20 protein-coding genes are annotated in these 20131 nt (G+C 74.5%); 10 read left to right on the top strand and 10 right to left on the bottom strand.

What is annotated here, in order from left to right:
- Positions 1-176: 176 nt before the first annotated feature.
- Genes ACRRSS_RS36200 through ACRRSS_RS36190 form a run of 3 tightly spaced genes read left to right on the top strand, consistent with a single transcriptional unit; the run spans position 177 to position 3597 of the window.
- On the top strand, positions 177-1439 hold the full coding sequence (locus ACRRSS_RS36200) for a cobalamin biosynthesis protein CobG (RefSeq protein WP_435975169.1): 1263 nt from the start codon (positions 177-179) through the stop codon (positions 1437-1439).
- Positions 1436-2089: a precorrin-8X methylmutase gene (locus ACRRSS_RS36195; RefSeq protein WP_435975168.1), complete on the top strand. Its 654-nt coding sequence runs from the start codon at positions 1436-1438 to the stop codon at positions 2087-2089. The genes ACRRSS_RS36200 and ACRRSS_RS36195 overlap by 4 nt, the downstream gene beginning before the upstream one ends.
- A complete protein-coding gene (locus ACRRSS_RS36190) occupies positions 2086-3597 on the top strand; it encodes a precorrin-2 C(20)-methyltransferase (protein WP_435975167.1) in 1512 nt (503 codons plus the stop codon). The genes ACRRSS_RS36195 and ACRRSS_RS36190 overlap by 4 nt, the downstream gene beginning before the upstream one ends.
- Before the next feature lie 50 nt (positions 3598-3647).
- On the opposite strand, the gene ACRRSS_RS36185 is transcribed toward ACRRSS_RS36190, so the two are convergent.
- Positions 3648-5252, bottom strand: coding sequence for a serine hydrolase (locus tag ACRRSS_RS36185; RefSeq protein ID WP_435975166.1), 1605 nt, complete (start codon positions 5250-5252; stop codon positions 3648-3650).
- 243 nt (positions 5253-5495) lie between these two features.
- Here ACRRSS_RS36185 and ACRRSS_RS36180 point away from each other — a divergent pair, with 243 nt between their 5' ends.
- Positions 5496-6899: a fibronectin type III domain-containing protein gene (locus ACRRSS_RS36180; RefSeq protein ID WP_435975517.1), complete on the top strand. Its 1404-nt coding sequence runs from the start codon at positions 5496-5498 to the stop codon at positions 6897-6899.
- 3 nt (positions 6900-6902) lie between these two features.
- On the opposite strand, the gene ACRRSS_RS36175 is transcribed toward ACRRSS_RS36180, so the two are convergent.
- Positions 6903-7628: a cobalt-precorrin-6A reductase gene (locus ACRRSS_RS36175; protein ID WP_435975165.1), complete on the bottom strand. Its 726-nt coding sequence runs from the start codon at positions 7626-7628 to the stop codon at positions 6903-6905.
- A gap of 12 nt (positions 7629-7640) precedes the next feature.
- Here ACRRSS_RS36175 and ACRRSS_RS36170 point away from each other — a divergent pair, with 12 nt between their 5' ends.
- A complete protein-coding gene (locus tag ACRRSS_RS36170; protein WP_435975164.1) occupies positions 7641-8777 on the top strand; it encodes a cobalt-precorrin-5B (C(1))-methyltransferase in 1137 nt (378 codons plus the stop codon).
- A gap of 117 nt (positions 8778-8894) precedes the next feature.
- Positions 8895-9443, top strand: coding sequence for a GNAT family N-acetyltransferase (locus ACRRSS_RS36165; RefSeq protein WP_435975163.1), 549 nt, complete (start codon positions 8895-8897; stop codon positions 9441-9443).
- A 48-nt stretch (positions 9444-9491) separates the two neighbouring features.
- Here the strand turns inward: ACRRSS_RS36165 and ACRRSS_RS36160 are convergent, their stop codons facing one another.
- Complete coding sequence (locus tag ACRRSS_RS36160; protein WP_435975162.1) at positions 9492-10169, bottom strand: hypothetical protein; 678 nt, start codon at positions 10167-10169, stop codon at positions 9492-9494.
- Between the two features lie 98 nt (positions 10170-10267).
- Here ACRRSS_RS36160 and ACRRSS_RS36155 point away from each other — a divergent pair, with 98 nt between their 5' ends.
- Positions 10268-10342 carry a 50S ribosomal protein bL37 gene (locus tag ACRRSS_RS36155; RefSeq protein WP_015034725.1) on the top strand — a complete coding sequence of 25 codons (75 nt, stop codon included), beginning with the start codon at positions 10268-10270 and terminating at the stop codon, positions 10340-10342.
- A gap of 131 nt (positions 10343-10473) precedes the next feature.
- On the opposite strand, the gene cobM is transcribed toward ACRRSS_RS36155, so the two are convergent.
- The gene (cobM, locus tag ACRRSS_RS36150) at positions 10474-11223 is read right to left on the bottom strand and encodes a precorrin-4 C(11)-methyltransferase (protein WP_435975161.1); all 750 of its coding nucleotides are present in this window, start codon (positions 11221-11223) and stop codon (positions 10474-10476) included.
- A complete protein-coding gene (gene cbiE / locus ACRRSS_RS36145; RefSeq protein ID WP_435975160.1) occupies positions 11220-12446 on the bottom strand; it encodes a precorrin-6y C5,15-methyltransferase (decarboxylating) subunit CbiE in 1227 nt (408 codons plus the stop codon). Before cbiE ends, cobM begins: the two co-directional genes overlap by 4 nt.
- Positions 12447-12695: 249 nt before the next feature.
- Between cbiE and ACRRSS_RS36140 the strand changes: the two genes are divergently transcribed.
- Complete coding sequence (locus tag ACRRSS_RS36140) at positions 12696-13790, top strand: LLM class flavin-dependent oxidoreductase (RefSeq protein ID WP_435975159.1); 1095 nt, start codon at positions 12696-12698, stop codon at positions 13788-13790.
- Between the two features lie 3 nt (positions 13791-13793).
- A complete protein-coding gene (locus ACRRSS_RS36135) occupies positions 13794-14417 on the top strand; it encodes an FMN reductase (RefSeq protein WP_435975158.1) in 624 nt (207 codons plus the stop codon).
- Positions 14418-14454: 37 nt separating this feature from the next.
- On the opposite strand, the gene ACRRSS_RS36130 is transcribed toward ACRRSS_RS36135, so the two are convergent.
- Positions 14455-15522 carry a MerR family transcriptional regulator gene (locus tag ACRRSS_RS36130; RefSeq protein ID WP_435975516.1) on the bottom strand — a complete coding sequence of 356 codons (1068 nt, stop codon included), beginning with the start codon at positions 15520-15522 and terminating at the stop codon, positions 14455-14457.
- 251 nt (positions 15523-15773) lie between these two features.
- On the opposite strand from ACRRSS_RS36130, the gene ACRRSS_RS36125 reads away from it, so the two are divergent.
- Complete coding sequence (locus ACRRSS_RS36125) at positions 15774-16145, top strand: VOC family protein (RefSeq protein ID WP_435975157.1); 372 nt, start codon at positions 15774-15776, stop codon at positions 16143-16145.
- Positions 16146-16157: 12 nt separating this feature from the next.
- Here the strand turns inward: ACRRSS_RS36125 and ACRRSS_RS36120 are convergent, their stop codons facing one another.
- The 4 genes from ACRRSS_RS36120 to ACRRSS_RS36105 all read right to left on the bottom strand — a co-directional run bounded on the left by ACRRSS_RS36120 (position 16158) and on the right by ACRRSS_RS36105 (position 20114).
- Positions 16158-17024 carry an ABC transporter permease gene (locus ACRRSS_RS36120; protein WP_435975156.1) on the bottom strand — a complete coding sequence of 289 codons (867 nt, stop codon included), beginning with the start codon at positions 17022-17024 and terminating at the stop codon, positions 16158-16160.
- The gene (locus ACRRSS_RS36115; protein ID WP_435975155.1) at positions 17021-17989 is read right to left on the bottom strand and encodes an ATP-binding cassette domain-containing protein; all 969 of its coding nucleotides are present in this window, start codon (positions 17987-17989) and stop codon (positions 17021-17023) included. Before ACRRSS_RS36115 ends, ACRRSS_RS36120 begins: the two co-directional genes overlap by 4 nt.
- A gap of 197 nt (positions 17990-18186) precedes the next feature.
- Positions 18187-18591: a hypothetical protein gene (locus ACRRSS_RS36110; protein WP_435975154.1), complete on the bottom strand. Its 405-nt coding sequence runs from the start codon at positions 18589-18591 to the stop codon at positions 18187-18189.
- A gap of 191 nt (positions 18592-18782) precedes the next feature.
- Positions 18783-20114, bottom strand: coding sequence for a PLP-dependent aminotransferase family protein (locus ACRRSS_RS36105; protein ID WP_435975153.1), 1332 nt, complete (start codon positions 20112-20114; stop codon positions 18783-18785).
- Positions 20115-20131: the final 17 nt, after the last annotated feature.

Below are 20131 nucleotides of genomic sequence, written 5' to 3'. Positions count from 1 at the left end.
GGCGGGAGGGTCGGCCGGATCACACTGCCCGCCGGATCGTCCTCCGGGCCGGGGCGAGCGGGAGGGTCCGCCGGACCACGCTGCCCGCCGGATCGTCCTCCGGGCCGGGCCGGGGCGCGGAGTCGGCCGGATCACACCCGGTGGGTGCCCGGTTCCCCGTCGGTATGCTCGCCGCCATGCCGCCGACCCCGCCCCCGACACCCGACCCGGGCGAACCTCGCATTCGGGACCGTGGCGACGCGTGTCCCGGGGCGCTGCGCCTGCACTCCGCCGACGACGGCCGCCTCGCCCGACTCCGCCTGCCCGCAGGTCGTTTGACGTCGCGTCAGGTCGAGGTCCTGGCGGCTGCGGCGGAGAGTCTCGGCGACGGACGGCTCAGCGTCACCTCGCGCGGCAACGCGGAGCTGCGCGGCCTCGCGGACGACTGCGGGGCGGAGCTGGCCGCACTCCTCTCCGGGGCGGGCCTGCTGCCCTCCCCCGCGCACGAGCGCGTCCGCAACATCGTGGCCTCCCCGGCCGCGGGCCTGGACGGACTCGGCGCCGCCGACGTGCAGTTGTGGGCCCGTGCTCTCGACGACCTGCTGTGTTCCGCGCCCTGGGCGGCGGCGCTCTCCGGCCGGTTCCTCTTCGTCCTCGACGACGGCCGGGGCGATGTGGCCGGCCTCGGCGGCGATGTGACCTTGGTCGCAGAAGAGGGCGGCACGGCCCTGCTCCGGGTCGGCTCCCAGTGCCTCAGGGTCCGCGCCGCCGACGCCCCCGCCGCCGCGCTCGCCGCCGCCCGCGCCTTCCTCACCGCCGCCGAAACCGCCGGAACGGGGGCCTGGCGGGTCCGGGAGCTGCCCGAGGGCCACCACCCGGACCTCGGCGGGCTCGTCGGACCCGGCGGACCCACCGGGCTCGGCGATCCCGGCCACCCCGGCGCCGGACCCGTCCCCGTACCGCCGCTGCCCCAGGCCCCGCCCCTCGCGCCCGGGCCGCTCGGCGTCCGCGCCCTGCACGTCCTCGCGCCGCTCGGCCGGCTGACCGCCGCCCAGCTGCGGGCCCTGCTGCCCGCCGACGAAATCCGGTTCACGCCCTGGCGCGGAGCGGTCGTCGTCGGAGCGGACCACGACCGGCTGCCCGGACTCGCGGCCCACGGGCTGATCACCCGGCCCGACGCACCCGGCGTCGGCGTCACCGCCTGCACCGGGCTGCCCGGCTGCGCCAAGTCCCTCGCCGACGTGCGCGCCGACGCCGCCCGCGCCCCGGCGGGGCTCCTGGCCTTCCACTACTCCGGGTGCGAGCGGCGCTGCGGACACCCGCACGGCGTCTGGGCCGGCGCCGTCGCCACCGGCGCCGACACCTACCTGGTGGACGGCGTCCCCGTCCCCCGTACCTCCCTGGCCGAAGCGGTCGCGGCGGCTCGCGCCCCGTCAGCCCACACGACACCCACGAGATGAGCGAGAGCACCACGATGTTCGACTACGAGAAGGACGGGGCGGAGATCTACCGCCGTTCCTTTGCCACGATCCGCGCCGAGGCGGATCTGGCGGGCCTGCCCGCCGACATCGCCCAGGTGGCGGTCCGGATGATCCACGCCTGCGGCATGACCGACCTCGTCCAGGACATCGCGTACTCCCCCGGGGTCGTCGCGAGCGCCCGCGCCGCCCTCCGGGCCGGTGCGCCGATCCTCTGCGACGCGCAGATGGTCGCCAGCGGTGTCACCCGCAAGCGGCTGCCCGCCGACAACGAGGTGATCTGCGCGCTCTCCGACCCGTCGGTGCCGGGCCTCGCCGCCGAGCTGGGCACCACCCGCTCCGCCGCCGCCCTCGAACTGTGGCGGGACCGCCTCGAAGGCTCCGTCGTCGCCATCGGCAACGCGCCCACCGCCCTCTTCCACCTCCTGGAGATGGTCGCGAAGGGCGGGCCCCGCCCGGCCGCCGTCCTCGGCATACCGGTCGGCTTCATCGGCGCCGCCGAGTCCAAGGACGCCCTGGCCGCCCAGGACCTCGGCCTCGACTACCTCGTCGTACGGGGCCGGCGCGGCGGCAGCGCGATGACGGCCGCCGCGATCAACGCGATCGCCCACGAAGCGGAGATCCAGGCATGAGCACCCCGCAGAGCGAGAACCCGGCCAAGGGCAGGCTGTACGGGGTCGGGCTCGGCCCCGGCGACCCGGACCTGATGACGGTGGCCGCCGTGAAGGCCATCGCCGCCGCCGACGTCGTCGCGTACCACTCGGCCCGCCACGGCCGCTCCATCGCCCGCTCCATCGCCGCCGAGCACCTCCGCGAGGACCACATCGAGGAGCGGCTGATGTACCCGCTCACGGTGGAGACCACGGACCACCCCGGCGGCTACCGGGGCGCCCTGAACGACTTCTACGAGGAGGCCGCCGCCCGCCTCGCCGCGCACCTCGACGCGGGCCGCACGGTCGCCGTCCTCGCCGAGGGCGACCCGCTGTTCTACGGCTCGTACCAGCACATGCACAAGCGGCTCGCGCACCGCTACGACACGACCGTCCTCCCCGGCGTCACCTCGGTCTCCGCCGCCGCGGCGCGGCTCGGCGAGCCGCTGTGCGAGGCGGAGGAGGTCCTCACGATCATCCCCGGCACCCTGCCGGAGGACGAGCTGACGGCCCGGCTCGCGGGCACCGACTCGGCGGTCGTGATGAAGCTCGGCCGCACCTTCCCCACCGTGAGGCGGGCCCTGGAACGGGCCGGCCGCCTGGAGGACGCCCGCTACGTGGAGCGCGCGTTCATGGCGGGCGAGCGGACCGGCGACCTCGCGGACGTCGACCCCGAGTCCGTCCCGTACTTCTCCGTCGCCGTCCTGCCCTCCCGGATCGACCAGGAGCCTCCCGTACGGGAGACGGGCGAGGTCGTCGTCGTCGGCACCGGCCCGGCGGGCGCCCCCTGGCTCACCCCCGAGTCGCGCGGCGCGCTCGTCAACGCCGACGTCCTCGTCGGCTACACCACCTACCTGGACCGGGTTCCGGTGCTGCGCCCCGGCCAGATCCGGCACGGCTCCGACAACAAGGTGGAGTCCGAGCGCGCGGAGTTCGCCCTCGACCTGGCCCGCCGCGGCCACAAGGTCGCGGTCGTCTCCGGCGGCGACCCCGGCGTCTTCGCGATGGCCACCGCCGTCCTGGAGGTCGCCTGCGAACCGGACTACGCCACCGTGCCCGTACGGGTCCTCCCCGGGGTGACCGCCGCCAACGCGGCCGCCGCCGCCGCGGGCGCCCCGCTCGGCCACGACTACGCGACGATCTCGCTATCCGACCGGCTCAAGCCCTGGGACGTCATCGAGGCCCGGCTGCGCGCCGCGGCCGCCGCCGACCTGGTCCTCGCCCTGTACAACCCGGGGTCGAGGTCCCGCACCCACCAGGTGGCCGCCGCACGCGACCTCCTCCTCGGCCTGCGCTCCCCGGAGACCCCGGTCGTCGTCGCCCGTGACGTGGGCGGCCCCGAGCAGTCGGTCCGGATCGTGACCCTGAAGACCCTGGAGCCCTCCGAGGTCGACATGCGCACCCTGCTCCTCATCGGCTCCTCGCAGACGCGGGCGGTCGAGCGGGCGGACGGCCGGACGATCACCTGGACGCCGCGCCGGTACGGCTGACGGGCCGGGACGGACCGGCTGACGGGCCGGGGGGGCACGGGCGCGGGGCCCTACGAGCCGCTCCGGGTGAAGGTGCCCAGGCCCTCCTGGTCCAGGTACTCGACCCGGACGGTCTTCCCGTCCGGGGAGAACGTGACGCCGGTGAGGCCCACGGCGTTCTCCCCGCGCGTCGGGAAGCTGAACGTGTCGCCCGCGTAGTGCGTCAGCCGGTACGACTGGGGCTCCGGCCCCAGTCGCAGGACCAGGCCGCCGCCCTCCTCGACCACCGTCAGCCGGCCGTAGTAGGCGTTGGCGTACGTGCCGGTGTACGCGCCGGCGTCCTTCGCGGGGGCGGCGTCGGCCGGGGGCTTCGCGTAGTCCGTCCCGGACCGGCCCGCGTCCGCCTCCTGCGCGTAGATCGCGTCGAGGAGCGGCAGCCAGTCCCTGCTCGGCTTCCCGTCCTGCGCGGTGTCGAAGAAGTCGAGGGCGACGGCGTCCGCGACACCGGCCGGAGCCCCGTTGGTGAGGACGACGATCCCGAGCTGCTCGCCCGGCAGCATCGTGACGTTGGTGTGCGCGCCGAGCGCGAAGGCACCGGTGTGCGAGAGGCGCAGCCGCCCCTCGTCGTCGTACGAAACGTTCCAGCCGAGGCCGTAGAAGCCGGTCCGGCCCGCCGGTGAGCGCGCCGGGTTCGCGACGGACTCGGGGTGGTGGGTGAGGTTCAGGGCGTCCTCGGCGACGATCCGCCTCCCGTCGAGCTCGCCGCCGGCGAGCTGCAGCCGCAGCCAGACCGCCATGTCACGGGCCGAGGAACTCACCCCGCCGGCGGGGGACTGGGCGTCCGGATCCCGTACGAACCGGGGCTTCCAGGACCCGTCGGCCTCCTTGACGTGGCCCACGGCCCGGTCGGGGTTCGAGACGAAGTCCTCGAAGGCGGAGCTGGTGTCGTTCATGCCGGCGGGCTTGTAGAGGGTGTCCTCGGCGAGCTGCTCCCAGGGCACGCCCTTCTCGGCGGCGACCGCCTCCGCGGCCGCCGTCAGACCGAAGTTGGTGTAGGCGTAGCTCGCGCGGAACGGGGCGAGGGGCTCGTACCGCAGGCGGGACAGGATGTACTCCTGGTCGAAGCCGAGGTCCTCCAGGAGGTCGCCCGCGTGGTCGGGCAGGCCGCTGCGGTGCGAGAACAGGTCGGCGACCGTCACGTGGGACGTCACCCACGGGTCCTTGAGCCGGAACCCGGGTACCTCGGGGGCGACGGGCCGCTGCCAGCCCTCCAGCCCGACGGCCCCGGCGACGACGGTGGAGGCGATCGGCTTCGACACGGAGGCCAGCTGGAAGACGGTGTCGGCGTCGACCCGGGCCTCCTTGCCCACCTCACGTACCCCGTACCCCTGGATGTGGACGACCTTGCCCTCGTACACGACGGCGACGGAGACCCCGGGCACCCCGGTCCGCTTCATCAGGTCGGCGACGCTCCCGTCGAGCCGCCCGACGGCCCGGTCCACGTCGGCCCGGTCGAGCAGGGGCGGCGGTTGGGCGGGGGGCGGCTCGGGGGCGGAGGTCGGGGTGGGCGCCGTCGGAGCGGGTGTCGGAGTCGGGCTCGGGGCGGTCCCGGCGAGCGAGCCCGCCCCCAGCACGGACACGATCCCCGCGGTGACCAGCCATCGGACGGTAACCACGCTTCCATTGAACGCCTGCCGGAACCGGCTGTCGCGCGGGAGGGCCCGTCGGCGGAACCCGTGGGAGGAGCCGACGCCGGGACCCGGCGGCGCGCAGCCGGTCCGCACGGCGGAACCCGCTGGTCCACGGCCGGAACCGGCCGGTAGAGTCCGCTTCCGGCGGTGGCCCGGCCCCACCCCGCACCGCCCCGGCCCCCACGCGTCACCCGTCCCCGCAGGTCCGGAAAGGGCCCTCTCTCTGTGATGACTCGTACCCGGCTGAGCGCGCTGGCCACCACGGCCGCCCTCGCCGCATCCGGCGGTCTGCTGACCGCCACCCCGGCCTCCGCGGCCGTCACCTGCGCGTCCCCCGTGTGGAAGGCGGAGTACTTCGCCAACTCCACCTTCAGCGGCACGCCCAAGCTGACCTCGTGCGACTCGGCGATCGCCGAGAACTACGGCACCGGCGACCCGGCAGGCGGCCGCCTGCCCAAGGACAACTTCTCCGTCCGCTGGTCCGTCACCCGCGACTTCGGCTCCGGCGGCCCGTTCACGCTCGCCGCCGAGGCGCAGGACGGCATCCGCGTCCACGTCGACGGCGTGCGCAGGATCGACCTCTGGAAGAACGTCTCCACGACGCAGAAGAAGTCCGTCAACGTCACCGTCCCGGCCGGACGCCACACCATCACGGTGTACTACGCGGCCTGGACGGGCGCGGCGAACGTCAAGTTCGCCTACACGCCCGTCACATCGGCCACCACCGACAAGGTCCGCCCGCTGGCGCCGACCGGTGCGACCGCCGCGTACGACCGGACCCTGAACAAGACCACCCTGAAGTGGGCCGCCAACAAGGAGATGGACCTCGCCGGTTACCGCCTCTACCGGCGGCTGCCCACCACCTCCTGGGCGAAGGTCAGCGGCGCGACCGCCCTGATCACCGGCACCTCGTACGTGAACTCCCCGCCGCCCACCGGCGAAACGTTCCTCTACGAGCTCCGCGCCGTCGACAGGGCCGGCAACGAGTCCTGGGGCGGCGCCGACGTCACCGTCGCCACGCCGGACCGCACGGCTCCGGGCGCGCCCACGGCCCTGACCGCCGCCGAGAACGTCACCTCGGGTGCCACCCTCACCTGGACCGCCCCCGCCGCCAAGGACGTGACCGCCTACCGCGTCTACGTCGACGACGTCCTCTTCGACACGGTCACCGGCACGAGGTACACCCAGGCCTGGGTCGACCCCGGCACCACGTACCGGTACACCGTCAAGGCCGTGGACCGGACGGGCAACGTGTCCGCCGCCGCCACGACCTCGCTCACGACCAGGGGGGACCTCGTCGCCCCCGCACCGGTCACGGGCCTCAGGGCGACCCCGCGCGAGGACGGCGTGTTCCTGGAGTGGACGCCCAACCCCGAAGACGACATCAAGCTGTACAAGGTCTACAAGGCCGAGTGGTACGACGACGGCGAGGGCGGATCGGGCTGGCTCGCGCACTCCGTCGACCTCCTCACCAAGGACGCGACCTCCTACCTCCACGGCAGCGCGGCCGACGGCGAGACCGTGCTCTACGGCGTGCTCGCGATCGACCGGTGGAACAACGTCATCGAGGCGACGGACCCGCGCGTGAACTGGGTCGAGGTCACCGAACTCGGCGCCCCGAGCGAGGGCTGACCCTCACCCCCGCAGCACCGCGGCGGCGGCCTCCTCCGGGGTCGCCGCCGTGTGCACGCCCTCCGGGACCGGCGGGCGGCGGACCACCACGACCGGGATGCCCGCCTCGCGGGCCGCGGTCAGTTTCGGGGCCGTCGCCGCGCCGCCGCTGTCCTTCGTCACGAGGACGTCGATCCGGTGGCGGGCCAGGATCTCCCGTTCGCCGTCGAGCGTGAAGGGCCCCCGGTCGAGGAGGAGCTCCACGCGGGCCGGCACCGGGGCCTCGGGGGCGTCCACCGAGCGGACCAGGAACCACTCCGGGCGGTCCGCGAAGACCGCGAGGCCCATCCGGCCGGTCGTGAGGAACACACGGTCGCCGACACCGTCCAGGGCCTCGGCGGCCTCCTCCAGGGACCCCACCTCGCGCCAGTCGTCCCCGGCCACCGGGACCCAGCCGGGACGGCGCAGCGCGAGAAGGGGAACATGGGCGGTGGCGGCCGCACGGGCCGCGTGGAAACTGATCCGCTCGGCGAAGGGATGCGTGGCGTCGATGACCGCGTCCACGGCGTGCCCGCCGATCCACTCCACGAGCCCGTCGACCCCGCCGAACCCGCCGATCCGGACCTCGCCCTCGGGCAGCCGGGGGCTCGCCACCCGCCCCGCCAGGGAGCTGGTGACCCGGACCTCGCCGTGCAGCAGCCCTGCGAGCGCGCGGGCCTCGGCGGTCCCCCCGAGAATGAGTACGTGCACAGGAGCCCCTTCGTGACTACAGGCGGCGGGCGTGAGGCCCAACTCAAGCACACCGGTCTCCGCCCGGGCTGGACGACCGGTGCCTGTGCGACGGCGGCGACGACCGCCGCGTACACGGCCCTCCTGACCGGTGACTTCCCCGACCCGGTGACGATCACCCTGCCGAAGGGGCAGACGCCGTCGTTCGCGCTCACCGCGGAGGAGCTCACCGACGGCGCGGCCACGGCGGCGGTGACGAAGGACGCGGGCGACGATCCGGACGTCACGCACGGGGCGGTGATCCGCTCGACGGTACGGCTCCTCCCGCCGGGCTCCGGCGTGGTCTTCCGGGCCGGCGAGGGCGTCGGCACGGTCACCCTGCCGGGCCTCCCCCTGGAGGTCGGCGAGCCGGCCATCAACCCGGTGCCCCGGCAGCTGATGCGGGAGCACGTGGCGCGGGTCGCCGCCCGGCACGGCGGCGGGGGCGACGTGGAGATCACCGTCTCCGTCGACCACGGCGCCGAGATCGCCCGTTCCACCTGGAACCCCCGGATCGGCATCCTGGGCGGCCTGTCGATCCTCGGCACGACGGGGATCGTCGTCCCCTACTCGTGCTCGGCGTGGATCGACTCGATCCGCCGGGGCGTGGACGTGGCCCGGGCGGGCGGCCTCACGCACGTGGCGGGCTGCACCGGCTCCACCTCGGAGAGGACGGTGGCGAGCCTCTACGACCTGCCGGAGATCGCCCTCCTCGACATGGGCGACTTCGCGGGCGCGGTCCTCAAGTACGTCCGGCGTCACCCGGTCGACCGCCTCACGATCTGCGGCGGTTTCGCGAAGCTCTCCAAGCTGGCGGCGGGCCATCTGGACCTCCACTCGGCCCGTTCCCAGGTCGACAAGGCCTTCCTGGCGGACCTGGCCCGCTCGGGGGGCGCTTCGGAGGCCCTGGCGGCGGAGATCACCGGGGCGAACACGGGCCTGGCCGCCCTCCGCCTCTGCGAGGCGGCCGGCGTCCCCCTCGGCGACCTCGTCGCGGCCCGCGCCCGCGACGAGGCCCTGGCGGTCCTCAGGGGCGCCCCGGTGGCGGTGGACGTCGTCTGCGTCGACCGGGCGGGCACGGTGGTGGGCCGGTCGGAGACGGCGGGACCGGGCGCGGGGACGAAGGCGTAGGTCCCGCGACAGCGGCCGGACCCGTCCGGCGCCGCACCCCACCCAACGCCGCACCCCACCCGGCACCGGGCGTTAATCCTCGCGACAGCGACCCGCGCCTCCCCGCACAATGCCGGGATGGCCGACTTCTCCCACAAGCCCACCCTCACCGGCGAGCGCGTCATCCTGCGCCCCGTCACCGAGGCCGACGTGCCCGCGCTGCTGCCGATGTTCGAGGACCCGGAGAACGCCCGCCTCACGGGCATGCACACCGAGTTCGACGAGCCGGCCCTGCGCACCTGGTACGGGTCGCGGGGCAGCCGGGACGACCGGCTCGACCTCGCCGTGGTGGAGCGGGCCACGGGCGCCGTCGTCGGGGAGGCCGTCCTCACCGAGTGGGACGAGGCCAACGAGAGCTGCGCCTTCCGGATCTGCTTCGCCCCGGCCGGGATCGGACGGGGCCTCGGCACGGAGGCGACCCGGCTGATCGTCGGGCACGCCTTCGAGGGACTGGGGCTCCACCGTGTCTGGCTGGAGGTGTACGCCTTCAACCCGCGCGCCCGCCGCGCCTACGAGAAGGCCGGTTTCACGGCCGAGGGCGTCCTGCGCGGGGCGCTGCTCTGGGAGGGCGAGCGGGTGGACGCGACGGTGATGTCGATCCTGGCCCCGGAGTGGCCGACGGCCTGAGCCGGGCGCCCGGACACCGGCCGACGAGCCGGCGGACGGCGGCGGCCGTCAGGCCGTCGGGTAGCCGATCTCCCGGGTGTCCACGACGAGGTCCGCGAGGGTCAGCTCCGGGTTGAGGGCCGTGACGACCTCCGTCGTCAGGGGGCGCAGGGCGAGGACGTGCCGGACGGCTTCGAGGTCGACCGGGCGCTCGTAGTAGTCCGCGGCCCACTCCGCGTACGCCTCGGGCGAGCGGTCGGTGAGCAGGTGGAGGAAGCGGCCGGAACCGTCCGGGTCCTCCCGGTCCTCCAGGCCGGTGAACTCGACCGGGCCCGTCTGCCAGGCCGTGTCCGCGGGCTCGCGCCACAGGCAGGCGGTGGTGACGTGGACGCCGTCCTCGTCCGTGAACGCGGGCTCCGTCAGGTACTCCCGGAAGGCCTCCGGGACCCCGTCGAGCACCCCGGGCCAGGTCTGCCCGTCCGCGACGGGCCCGAAGGGGCTCAGCGGCGACTCGTGATCGAAGACGCGCGCGAAGGCTCCCGCGGGGGAGAGGACGATCGTGTACTCGCCGCCCTGGCCGTCCTTCATGGACGCCAGCTGTTCGGTCTCCGACCAGTGCGCGTCGAAGGAGTAGTACCGGCTCTCCCACTCCGGGCTCAGGACGGCCTCCACCATCGCGAGCCCCCGGCTGTGGTCGCGCAGTTCCTCGATGCCCGGCAGCGCCCGGGCCACGTCGTAGACGGTCATGGGTCCATGAGACCGCACCGGCGCCGACGGCCGACATGCGGCCCCCGGGACCCGAACCTAGGCTTGCCAGGGCACACCCCCGAGCGAGAGGGAGTCCCATGGCGAAGCGCGGAAACAAGCGTCGGGCCCGCAAGAAGAAGAACGCGAACCACGGCAAGCGGCCGAACGCCTGACGACGAAGGCCTGACGGCGAACGCCTGATGCCGTAGGCCTGATGGCGAAGATCTGACGGCGAAGGCCTGACGATGTGCGCCGGGGCCCCGGGGATCGGACTCCCCGGGGCCCCGGCGCGTGCGCCCCCGCCTCAGCAGGTATGGCGGTCGCGCGCCGGGTCGTACAGGTGGCTGTCGCGGAACTCCGAGGCCGCGAGGGTGCGGCCCACCAGGATGACGGCCGTCTTCGTGATGCCCGCCGCCTTCGTCTGCGCGGCGATGTCGTCGAGGGTGCCCCTCAGCACGACCTCGTCGGGGCGGCTGGCCATGGCCACGACGGCGGCCGGGCAGTCCGCGCCGTAGTGGGGGACGAGTTCGGCGACGACCCGGTCGACGTAGCGGGCGGCCAGGTGGAGGACGAGCAGGGCGCCGCTGCGGCCCAGGGTGGCGAGGTCCTCGCCCTCGGGCATGGGCGTCGCCTGCTGCGCGATCCGGGTGAGGATGACGGTCTGGCCGACCGTGGGGACGGTCAGCTCCCGCTTGAGGGCGGCCGCGGCCGCCGCGAAGGCGGGGACGCCGGGCACGACCTCGTACGGGATGCCGTACGCGTCGAGCCGCCGCATCTGCTCCGCGACCGCGCTGAAGACGGACGGGTCGCCCGAGTGCAGCCGGGCCACGTCCTGGCCGGCCTCGTGGGCGCGGACGATCTCGGCGACGATCTGGTCCAGGTCGAGGCGGGCCGTGTCGACGAGGCGGGTGTCCGGCCCGCATTCGGCGAGCAGCTCGCGCGGGACGAGGGAGCCCGCGTACAGGCAGACCCCGCAGGCCGCGAGCGTCCGCGCGCCCCGCAGGGTGATCAGGTCGGCCGCGCCCGGGCCCGCACCGATGAAGTAGACGGTCATCCCTCTTCAGAACCTTTCGTTACGGACCACTGCGTGACCGGCATCGCCTGGCGCCAGCCGGTGAAGCCGCCGACGGGGACGGCGGTGGCGACGGCGAGCCGGACCAGTTCGCCGCCGTGGCGGCGGTAGCGGTCGGCGAGCAGCGCCTCGGACTCCAGCGTCACGGTGTTGGCGACGAGCCGGCCGCCGGCGGGGAGCGCGTCCCAGCAGGCGTCGAGGAGGCCGGGGGCGGTGAGGCCGCCGCCGATGAAGATCGCGTCGGGGGCGGGGAGGGCCGCGAGGGCCGCCGGGGCCGGGCCGGTGACCACGCGCAGGCCGGGGACGCCGAGGGCGTCGGCGTTGCGCCCGATGCGCGCCGCCCGTTCCGGGGACCGCTCGACGGCGATCGCCCGGCAGGAGCGGTGGCTGCGCATCCATTCGACGGAGATGGAGCCGGAGCCGCCGCCGACGTCCCAGAGGAGTTCGCCGGGGGCGGGGGCGAGGGCGGCGAGGGTGGCGGCGCGCACGTACCGCTTGGTGAGCTGCCCGTCGTGTTCGTACGCCTCGTCGGGCAGTCCGGGCACGGCGCCGAGCCGGAGGGTGTCCGGGTCGCGTACGCAGTCGAGCGCGAGGACGTGGAGCGCGTCGGTCCGCTCGTGGGGCCAGTCGGCGGCGGTCGCGTCGAGGATCCGCTCGCGCGCGCCGCCGAGCTGCTCCAGGACCCGGACGCGGGTGCCGCCCCAGCCGGTCGCGCGGAGGCGGGCGGCGACGTCGGCGGGGGTATCCGGGCCTTCGCCGAGGACGAGGAGCCGGCGTCCGGGGTGGAGCGCGGCGGAGAGCGCGGCGAGCGGCCGGGCGACGAGGGAGACCGTCTCGACGGTCTCCAGGGGCCAGCCGAGCCGGGCGCAGGCGTAGGAGACGGAGGACGGGTGCGGGTGGATCCGGAGGCGGTCGGCGCCGACGGTCTCGGCGAGGGTGCGGCCGATGCCGTAGAAGGACGGGTCGCCGCTGGCGAGGACGGCGATCTCCCGGCCGCGGTGGGCGGCGAGCAGTCCGGGGACGGCGGGGCGGAGCGGGGAGGGCCAGGTGATCCGCTCGCCGGGGCAGTCGTCCGAGGGGAGCAGGTCGAGCTGGCGGGGGGCGCCGACGAGGACCTCGGCGGCGCGCAGGACGCGGCGGGAGCTTTCGGGGAGCCCGTCCCAGCCGTCCGCGCCGATTCCGACGACCGCTATCGCACCGTTCACGTCGGCGACTTTACGGGAGGGCTCCCGGGGGCCCCCGGGAGCCCTCCGGAGCCCCGGGCTCGCACGGCCTCCGGGCCGGCGCCCCGGGCTGTTCCCGGGCAGGGGCCCGGGCGCCTCCTGGGCCCGGCTCGGGCGGTCCGGCCGTCCGTGGGGGCCCGGCGTACGGGCGGGAATAGGGCAGGGGGGTGCGCCGTTGGAGCAGATAGTTTACGATTCAACCAACAGCCCCCGAGGCGAGAGGTGAGCACGATGCAGTTCGGGATCTTCACCGTCGGTGACGTGACGACCGACCCCACCACCGGCCGTACCCCCACCGAGCACGAGCGGATCAAGAACACCGTCGCGATCGCGCTCAAGGCCGAGGAGGTCGGGCTCGACGTCTTCGCGACCGGCGAGCACCACAACCCGCCCTTCGTGCCGTCCTCGCCGACCACCCTCCTCGGGCACATCGCCGCCCGCACGGAGAACCTGATCCTCTCCACGTCCACGACGCTGATCACCACCAACGACCCGGTGAAGATCGCCGAGGACTACGCGACCCTCCAGCACCTCGCCGACGGCCGCGTGGACCTGATGATGGGCCGCGGCAACACCGGCCCGGTCTACCCGTGGTTCGGCCAGGACATCCGGCAGGGCATCCCGCTCGCCATCGAGCACTACGCGCTCCTCCACAAGCTGTGGAGGGAGGACGTGGTCGACTGGGAGGGGAAGTTCCGCTCCGCCCTCCAGGGCTTCACCTCCACCCCGCGCCCGCTCGACGGCGTCCCGCCGTTCGTCTGGCACGGCTCCATCCGCTCCCCCGAGATCGCCGAGCAGGCGGCCTACTACGGGGACGGCTTCTTCGCGAACCACATCTTCTGGCCCAAGCAGCACACCGAGAAGATGGTCCGCCTCTACCGCCAGCGGTACGCCCACTACGGCCACGGCACCCCCGAGCAGGCCGTCGTCGGCCTCGGCGGCCAGGTGTTCATGCGCAAGAACTCGCAGGACGCGGTACGGGAGTTCCGCCCGTACTTCGACAACGCGCCGGTCTACGGCCACGGCCCGACCCTGGAGGAGTTCTCCCGGGAGACGCCGCTGACCGTCGGCTCGCCGCAGGAGGTCATCGAGCGCACCCTGTCCTTCCGCGACTACGTGGGCGACTACCAGCGGCAGTTGTTCCTCGTCGACCACGCGGGACTGCCCCTCAAGACCGTCCTGGAGCAGCTCGACATCCTCGGCGAGGAGGTCGTCCCGGTGCTGCGCAAGGAGTTCGAGAACCTGCGCCCGGCCCACGTCCCCACCGCGCCCCCGCTGCACCCCGCCGTCCTCTCCCGGACCGCCACGACCACGAAGGAGTCGTAAGCCATGCGGACCCTGAAGCTGGTCGCCGTCTCCGCCGGCCTCAGCTCCCCCTCCTCCACCCGGCTGCTCGCCGACCGGCTCCTCCAGGCCGCCCGGTACCGGCTGGCCGAGCAGGAGTACGCCGTCGACGTCCAGGTCGTCGAAGTGCGCGACCTCGCCGTCGACATCGCCAACAACTTCGTCACCGGCTTCCCCTCCGGGCGGCTCCAGGAGGCGATCGACGCGGTGACCGGCGCGGACGGGGTCATCGCGGTGACCCCCGTCTTCACCGCCTCGTACAGCGGGCTCTTCAAGTCGTTCTTCGACCTGATCGACCCGGCCGCGCTGACCGGCACCCCGGTCCTGATCGGGGCGACCGGGGGCACCGCCCGGCACTCGCTCGTCCTCGACCACGCCCTGCGGCCGCTCTTCGCCTACCTGCGGGCCCTCGTCGTCCCCACCGCCGTCTACGCGGCCTCGGAGGACTGGGGCTCGGGCGGCGACGCGTACACGGACGGGCTGCCCTCCCGGATCACCCGGGCGGGCAGCGAGTTCGCCGACACGGTCGCGGCCCGGCCGTCCCGGCGGGTGGACGACGACGAGATCGTCCCGTTCGAGCGCCAACTGGCCGATCTCCGCCTGGATTGAAGCCCCCTCCGGCTCGGTCGGCGGGCACCACGTCCGCTCAGTCGGCGGGCACCACGTCCGCGACCACGCACGCCACGTTGTCCGGGCCGCCCAGGTCCCGCGCCAGCGCGACCAGGGCCCCGGCCGCGTCGTCCGGGGTGGCGCCCGCGGCGAGCGCACGGCGGATGTCCTCGGCCGGCGCGACCGCGGAAAGCCCGTCCGTGCACAGCAGATAGCGGTCCCCCGGCCGCGCCTCGTGCACGCCGAGCTCCGGTTCGGGCGGCACGTCCCCGCCGTCCAGGGCCTTGAGCAACAGCGCCCGGTCGGGGCGGTCGGCGGCCTCGGCCGGGTCCAGTTCACCCGCGTCGACCAGCGCCTGGACGACGGTGTGGTCGCGGGTGAGCCGCACGAGCGTGCCGTCCCGCAGCAGGTACGCCCGCGAGTCGCCCACGTGCGCGAGGGCGAGACGGCCGCCCGTCCACAGGGCCGCGGTCAGCGTCGTGCCCGACTCCGGCAGGCCGGCCACCGCGCCGTCGGCGCCGTACACCCCGTCCTCCAAGGCGTTGAGCATGTCCCCGGCGCGCGCCGACGGGGCCGGCGGCGGTACGGACCGCAGCGCGGCGATCGCGGCCCGCGCGGCCCGCTCCCCCTCGGGGCCGTACCCGTCGGCGACGGCCAGCAGGTGCGGGCCCGCGTGGGCCGCGTCCTGCTGGGCGGCGCGGACCAGGCCGCGGTCCAGGCGTACCGCGGTCCGCAGCGCGAAGGAGGGTGTCGTGGTCATCTCGATGGGTCCCTTCAACCGGTCCACCAGGGAGGCCGCCAGGTCGCGCCGCGCCGCCGTCTCCGACTCGATCCGCGCCCAGTGGGCGCGGATCGCGCGGGACGCGGCCGCCGGGTCCGACGCGTAGAGCGCGCAGACCCGGCCCACCTCGGCGAGGGGCATGTCGATCCGCCGCAGCCAGGCGATCAGCCGCGCACGTTCGACCTGGTCGCGGGCGTAGTACCGGTAGCCGGTGTACGGGTCGACGCGGGCGGGCGGCAGCAGACCGAGCTCGTCGTAGCGGCGCAGCGCCTTGGCGGAGAGCCGGGACGCGCGGGCGAAGTCCCCGATGGTCAGCAGGGGCACGGGCGTGGGCACGGACCCCGGCGTGGGCCTCGGCGTGGACACGGACTCGGCGTCGCGCACGGCTCTCTCTCCTCCCTGTGCCGGGCCGTCCGCCCGGCACGGCCGATGGTGGACCTTCCCCGCGAGGGAAGGTCAAACGGGCGGACCGGCACGGGAACCGGCCCCGCGCACGCCGTCGCCGGGCGCACGACACGGACGGACGGCCCCGCGTACGCCGTGCGTGCCGCCGTCGCCCGGAGCATGATGCCCTCATGGACATCAAGCTGGAACTGATCGGCGTGCCCGTCACCGACATCGACCGGGCCAAGGCCTTCTACGAGCGGGTGGGATTCCACGCCGACCACGACATCCCGGTCAGCGACGGCATCCGCTTCGTCCAGATGACCCCGCCCGGCTCGGCCTGTTCGATCGCCTTCGGCAAGGGGATCACGGAGATGGCCCCGGGCTCCCTCGACAACATGCAGGTCGTCGTCGCGGACATCGAGGAGGCCCACGCCGACCTCACCGGCCGCGGCATCGAGGTGAGCGCGATCGACGACCAGCCGTGGGGGTCGTTCGTCTACTTCGCCGACCCGGACGGCAACCGCTGGTCGGTGCAGCAGACCACCCCGCGGGGCCGGTGACCGCACGCGGCGCTACTTGCGGTTGTAGAGCCGCATCGTGACCGCCCCGAAGACGACGACGAGGACGACCGACCACCCGAGGGTCCAGGCGATGTCGGCGGCCGGCCAGCTGCCCGCCATCAGCTCCCGTACCGCCGTCGCCAGGTGGGTCACCGGGCTGTTGTTGACGAAGGCCTGGAGCCACCCCGGCATCGTCTTCGGGTCGACGAAGACGTTCGACAGGAACGTCAGCGGGAAGATCACCATCATCGAGACGCCCATGACGGACTTCTCGCTGCGCAGCAACAGGCCGAACATGGTCCAGATCCACGAGAACGCGAACGAGAACACCAGCAGCAGCGCGACCCCGAGCAGGACGCCCACGATCCCCCCGTCCGGCCGGTAGCCGATGATCATGCCGACCGTCAGCATCACGGCCGAGGCGATCACATAGCGGACGATGTCGCCGAGGAGATAGCCGACCATCGGCGCGGGCCGCCAGATCGGCAGGGTCCGGAAGCGGTCGAAGACACCCTTCTCGATGTCGGTGTTCACCGAGATCCCCGTGTACATCGTGATCATCACGACGCTCATCACGAGGATGCCGGGCAGCAGGAACTGGATGTAGGCGGAGACCGAGCCGGCCAGCGCACCCCCGAAGAGGTACGTGTACATCAGCACCATCATGATCGGGAAGGCCGTCACGTCGAACAGCTGCTCCGGCACGTGCTTGATCTTCAGCATCGCCCGCCAGCCGAAGGTCATCGAGGCGGAGAGCGCGCTGGGACGCGGGGGGCGGGAGTGTCCGACGAGGAGCGCGGCCAGCTCCTCCGCCCGTGGGGCCTCGAATTCGACGGCCTCGGCCGTCCGCGTGTCCTTGCCGGTGGAGACGGTGGTCATGCCGCCGTTCCTTTCCTGTCCGTCAGTGCCAGGAACACCTCGTCCAGGCTGGGCTGGCCGAGGGCGAAGTTGTCGACCGTGATCCCGGCCCGCGCCAGCTCCGCGAGCGCCCGCGCGGCCTGCTCGGAGGCGCCGAGGTCCGTCCCGTGGCCGTTGACGGTGGCGGTGAGCGCCACCGGGTCGGGGTCGAGCTGGACGGTGGCGCGCAGGGCCTCGGCCAGGACCCGTTCGGCCTGCGGACGCTGCTCCGGGTCCCGGAGCCGTACGTGCACCGAGCCGGAGCCGACGGAGGCCTTCAGCTCGCCCTTCGTGCCCTCCGCGATCACCTTCCCGTGGTCGATGACGGCGATGCGGGAGGCCAGTTGGTCGGCCTCGTCGAGGTACTGGGTGGTCAGCAGGACGGTGGTGCCCTGGGCGACCACCGCGCGGACGATGTCCCAGACCTGGTTGCGGCTGCGCGGGTCGAGGCCGGTGGTCGGCTCGTCGAGGAAGAGCAGGTCGGGGGTGTTGAGGATGGACGCGGCGATGTCGATACGCCGCCGCATGCCGCCCGAGTAGTTCTTGACCTGCTTCTCGGCGGCCTCCGCGAGCCCGAACGCGGTGAGCAGCTGGGCGGAGCGCTCGCGGGCGGCGGGCCGGGCGTGGCCGAGCAGCCGGGCGAGGAGGACCAGGTTCTCGGTGCCGGTCAGGTCCTCGTCGACGGAGGCGTACTGACCGGTGAGGCTGACGCGCCCGCGTACGGTGTCGGCGTCCTCGACGACGTCCTTGCCGAAGACGCGGGCCCGTCCTCCGTCGGGACGCAGGAGCGTGGCGAGCACCTTGACGGCGGTCGTCTTGCCGGCGCCGTTGGGTCCGAGGACCCCGTAGACGGTGCCGGCGGGAACGCGCAGGTCGATGCCGTCGACGGCGCGGTTGGTTCCGAAGACCTTGACCAGGCCTTCGGTCTCGATGGCGAGGTCGGTCATACCGTGGGTCCTCCGGGAGAAGACGGCGCTTCTCCCAGTCTCCGTCGCCCCGCCCCGTCCCGCCAGGGGGAAACGTCTCTTCCCCGCGGGGCCCGCCGGCGGCCCCGCGCGCCCGGCGGCGGGCCTGCGGGGCCGGCGGTCGCCTGCCGGCGCCGCCGCCGTGGCGAGCGCCGCCGGAGCGGGGACGGCGGGGGCCGTCAGTACGGCGCGGGCCGTCCGGCGGCGTCCTCGTGGGTGTAGAAGATGTAGTAGGCGGCGGCGACGTTGACGGCGCCGAAGGCCAGTCCGAGGCCGCTCGACGACAGGATGCTGGCCCCCGACAGGCTGAACAGGAAGCCGACCGCGGTGCCCGAGAGGGCACCCCAGGCGACCGCCCGCAGTTCGCGGGGGAGGGCGCGTCCGTGCCGGTGGAGGGTGTGGATCCCCACGGCGAGGACGATGGCCGAGACGAGGCCGACCCACAGCTGCCCGAGGGTGGTGGGGCCGCCCTGGCGCGCCACGGTCGCCGCGTAGAGGCCGTACAGGACGCCGACGACGATCGGCACCGCCCAGCCGTGCGTACTGAACTGGCGCCTCGTGGGCACCGCTGCGTGTGCGGCCATGGCAGGAGCTCCTTGTCTCTCGCCCCCCTGCTGCGTCCCGCACCCTCCAGGGCACACCCGCGACCGGTGCCCCGCAAGTGGATCAGGCGTCGGCGAACCAGCGGCCCTGTTCCGCCGCCTGATCCCCGTACGAGCCGCGTGTCCCGCCGGGGACCGGTGCCCCGCCCTTCCCGGGGCGGGGTACCTCGCGTTCAGCCGTCCTCGGCCGCCAGCGCCGCGAGGCGTCCGAGTGCCTCGTCGAGCACCGCGTGCGGGGGAGAGGCGAGACCGATCCGGATCGCGTCCGGGGCCGTGCCCGGGCCCACCGCGAAGGCGCTCCCGGGAGTGACCGCCACGCCCGCGCGGGCGGAGGCGGCGGCCGTGAAGGTCTCCGCCCGCCAGCGCGCGGGCAGCTCCCACCAGCAGTAGTACGCGTACGGCGAGCTCCGCACGGCGTGTCCGGCGAGCCGCCGCCGCACCAGGGCGTGCCGGGCCTCCGTGTCCGCGCGCTTGGCGGCGACCGCCTCGGCGACCGTCCCGTCGCCGGTCCAGCGGGTGGCGGCCGCGAGCGCGAGGCCGCCCGCCGTCCAGGCGCCGGAGCGCAGGGCCTCCGCCACCGTCGTACGCAGCCGTCCGGGCACCACCAGGTAGCCGACGGTCAGTCCGGGGGCGAGCCGTTTGGAGAGGCTGTCGACCAGGAGGACCCGCTCGGGGGCGTGGGCGGCGAGCGGGGCGGGCGCGTCCGGTACGAGGAAGGCCCAGGTGGTGTCCTCGACGGCCGTGAGGTCCAGCCTCCTGAGCAGTTCGGCCAGTTCGGCCCGGCGCTGCCGGCCGGCGGTCGAGGAGAGCGGGTTGTGGAGGGTGGGCTGGAGGTAGACGGCGGCCAGCGGCGCCGCCCGGTGGGCCGCCGCGAGCGCCTCGGGCCGTATCCCCTCGGTGTCGAGGGCGAGCGGGACGAGCCGGATGCCGAGCCGCTCGGCCACCGCCTTGACCAGGGGGTACGTGAGCGCCTCGACGCCCAGCCGGCCGCCGGGCGGGACGAGGGCGGAGAGCGCGGCGGCGATGGCCTGCCGGCCGTTCCCGGCGAAGAGCACGCTCTCGGGGTCGGGCGTCCAGCCGGGCCGGGCGAGGACGGCCGCCGCCGCGTCGCGGGCCTCCGGGGTGCCGGTGGCGGCGGCGGGCCGGGAGACGGCCTCGGCCAGCACGTCGGGCCGGGCGAGGGCGGCGAGCGCCCGGGCCATCAGCTCCGACTGCCCTTCGGGGACGGGGTAGTTGAGCTGGAGGTCGACGGGGGCGGCCCCGGTCGCCTCGGCGAGCGCGGGTCCCGGCAGCGGGGGTGCGGCCCGGACGAAGGTGCCGCGCCCTACCTCCCCGACGACCAGGCCCCGGCGGGCGAGTTCGCCGTAGACGCGGATGGCGGTCGAGTTCGCGATGGCGTGACGGCGGGCGAAGACCCGCTGCGGCGGCAGCCGGTCGCCGGGCCGCAGCCGCCCGTCGCGTACGGCCGCCTCGACCCGGTCGGCGATCCTCCGGTACTCCTCCACGACATCCCCCTCCGCAC

Source organism: Streptomyces sp. Qhu_M48, from assembly GCF_051305195.1.
Taxonomy (GTDB): Bacteria; Actinomycetota; Actinomycetes; order Streptomycetales; family Streptomycetaceae; genus Streptomyces.
Note: the sequence above shows the minus strand (reverse complement) of the source record. Positions and strands in the feature narration are given on the sequence as shown.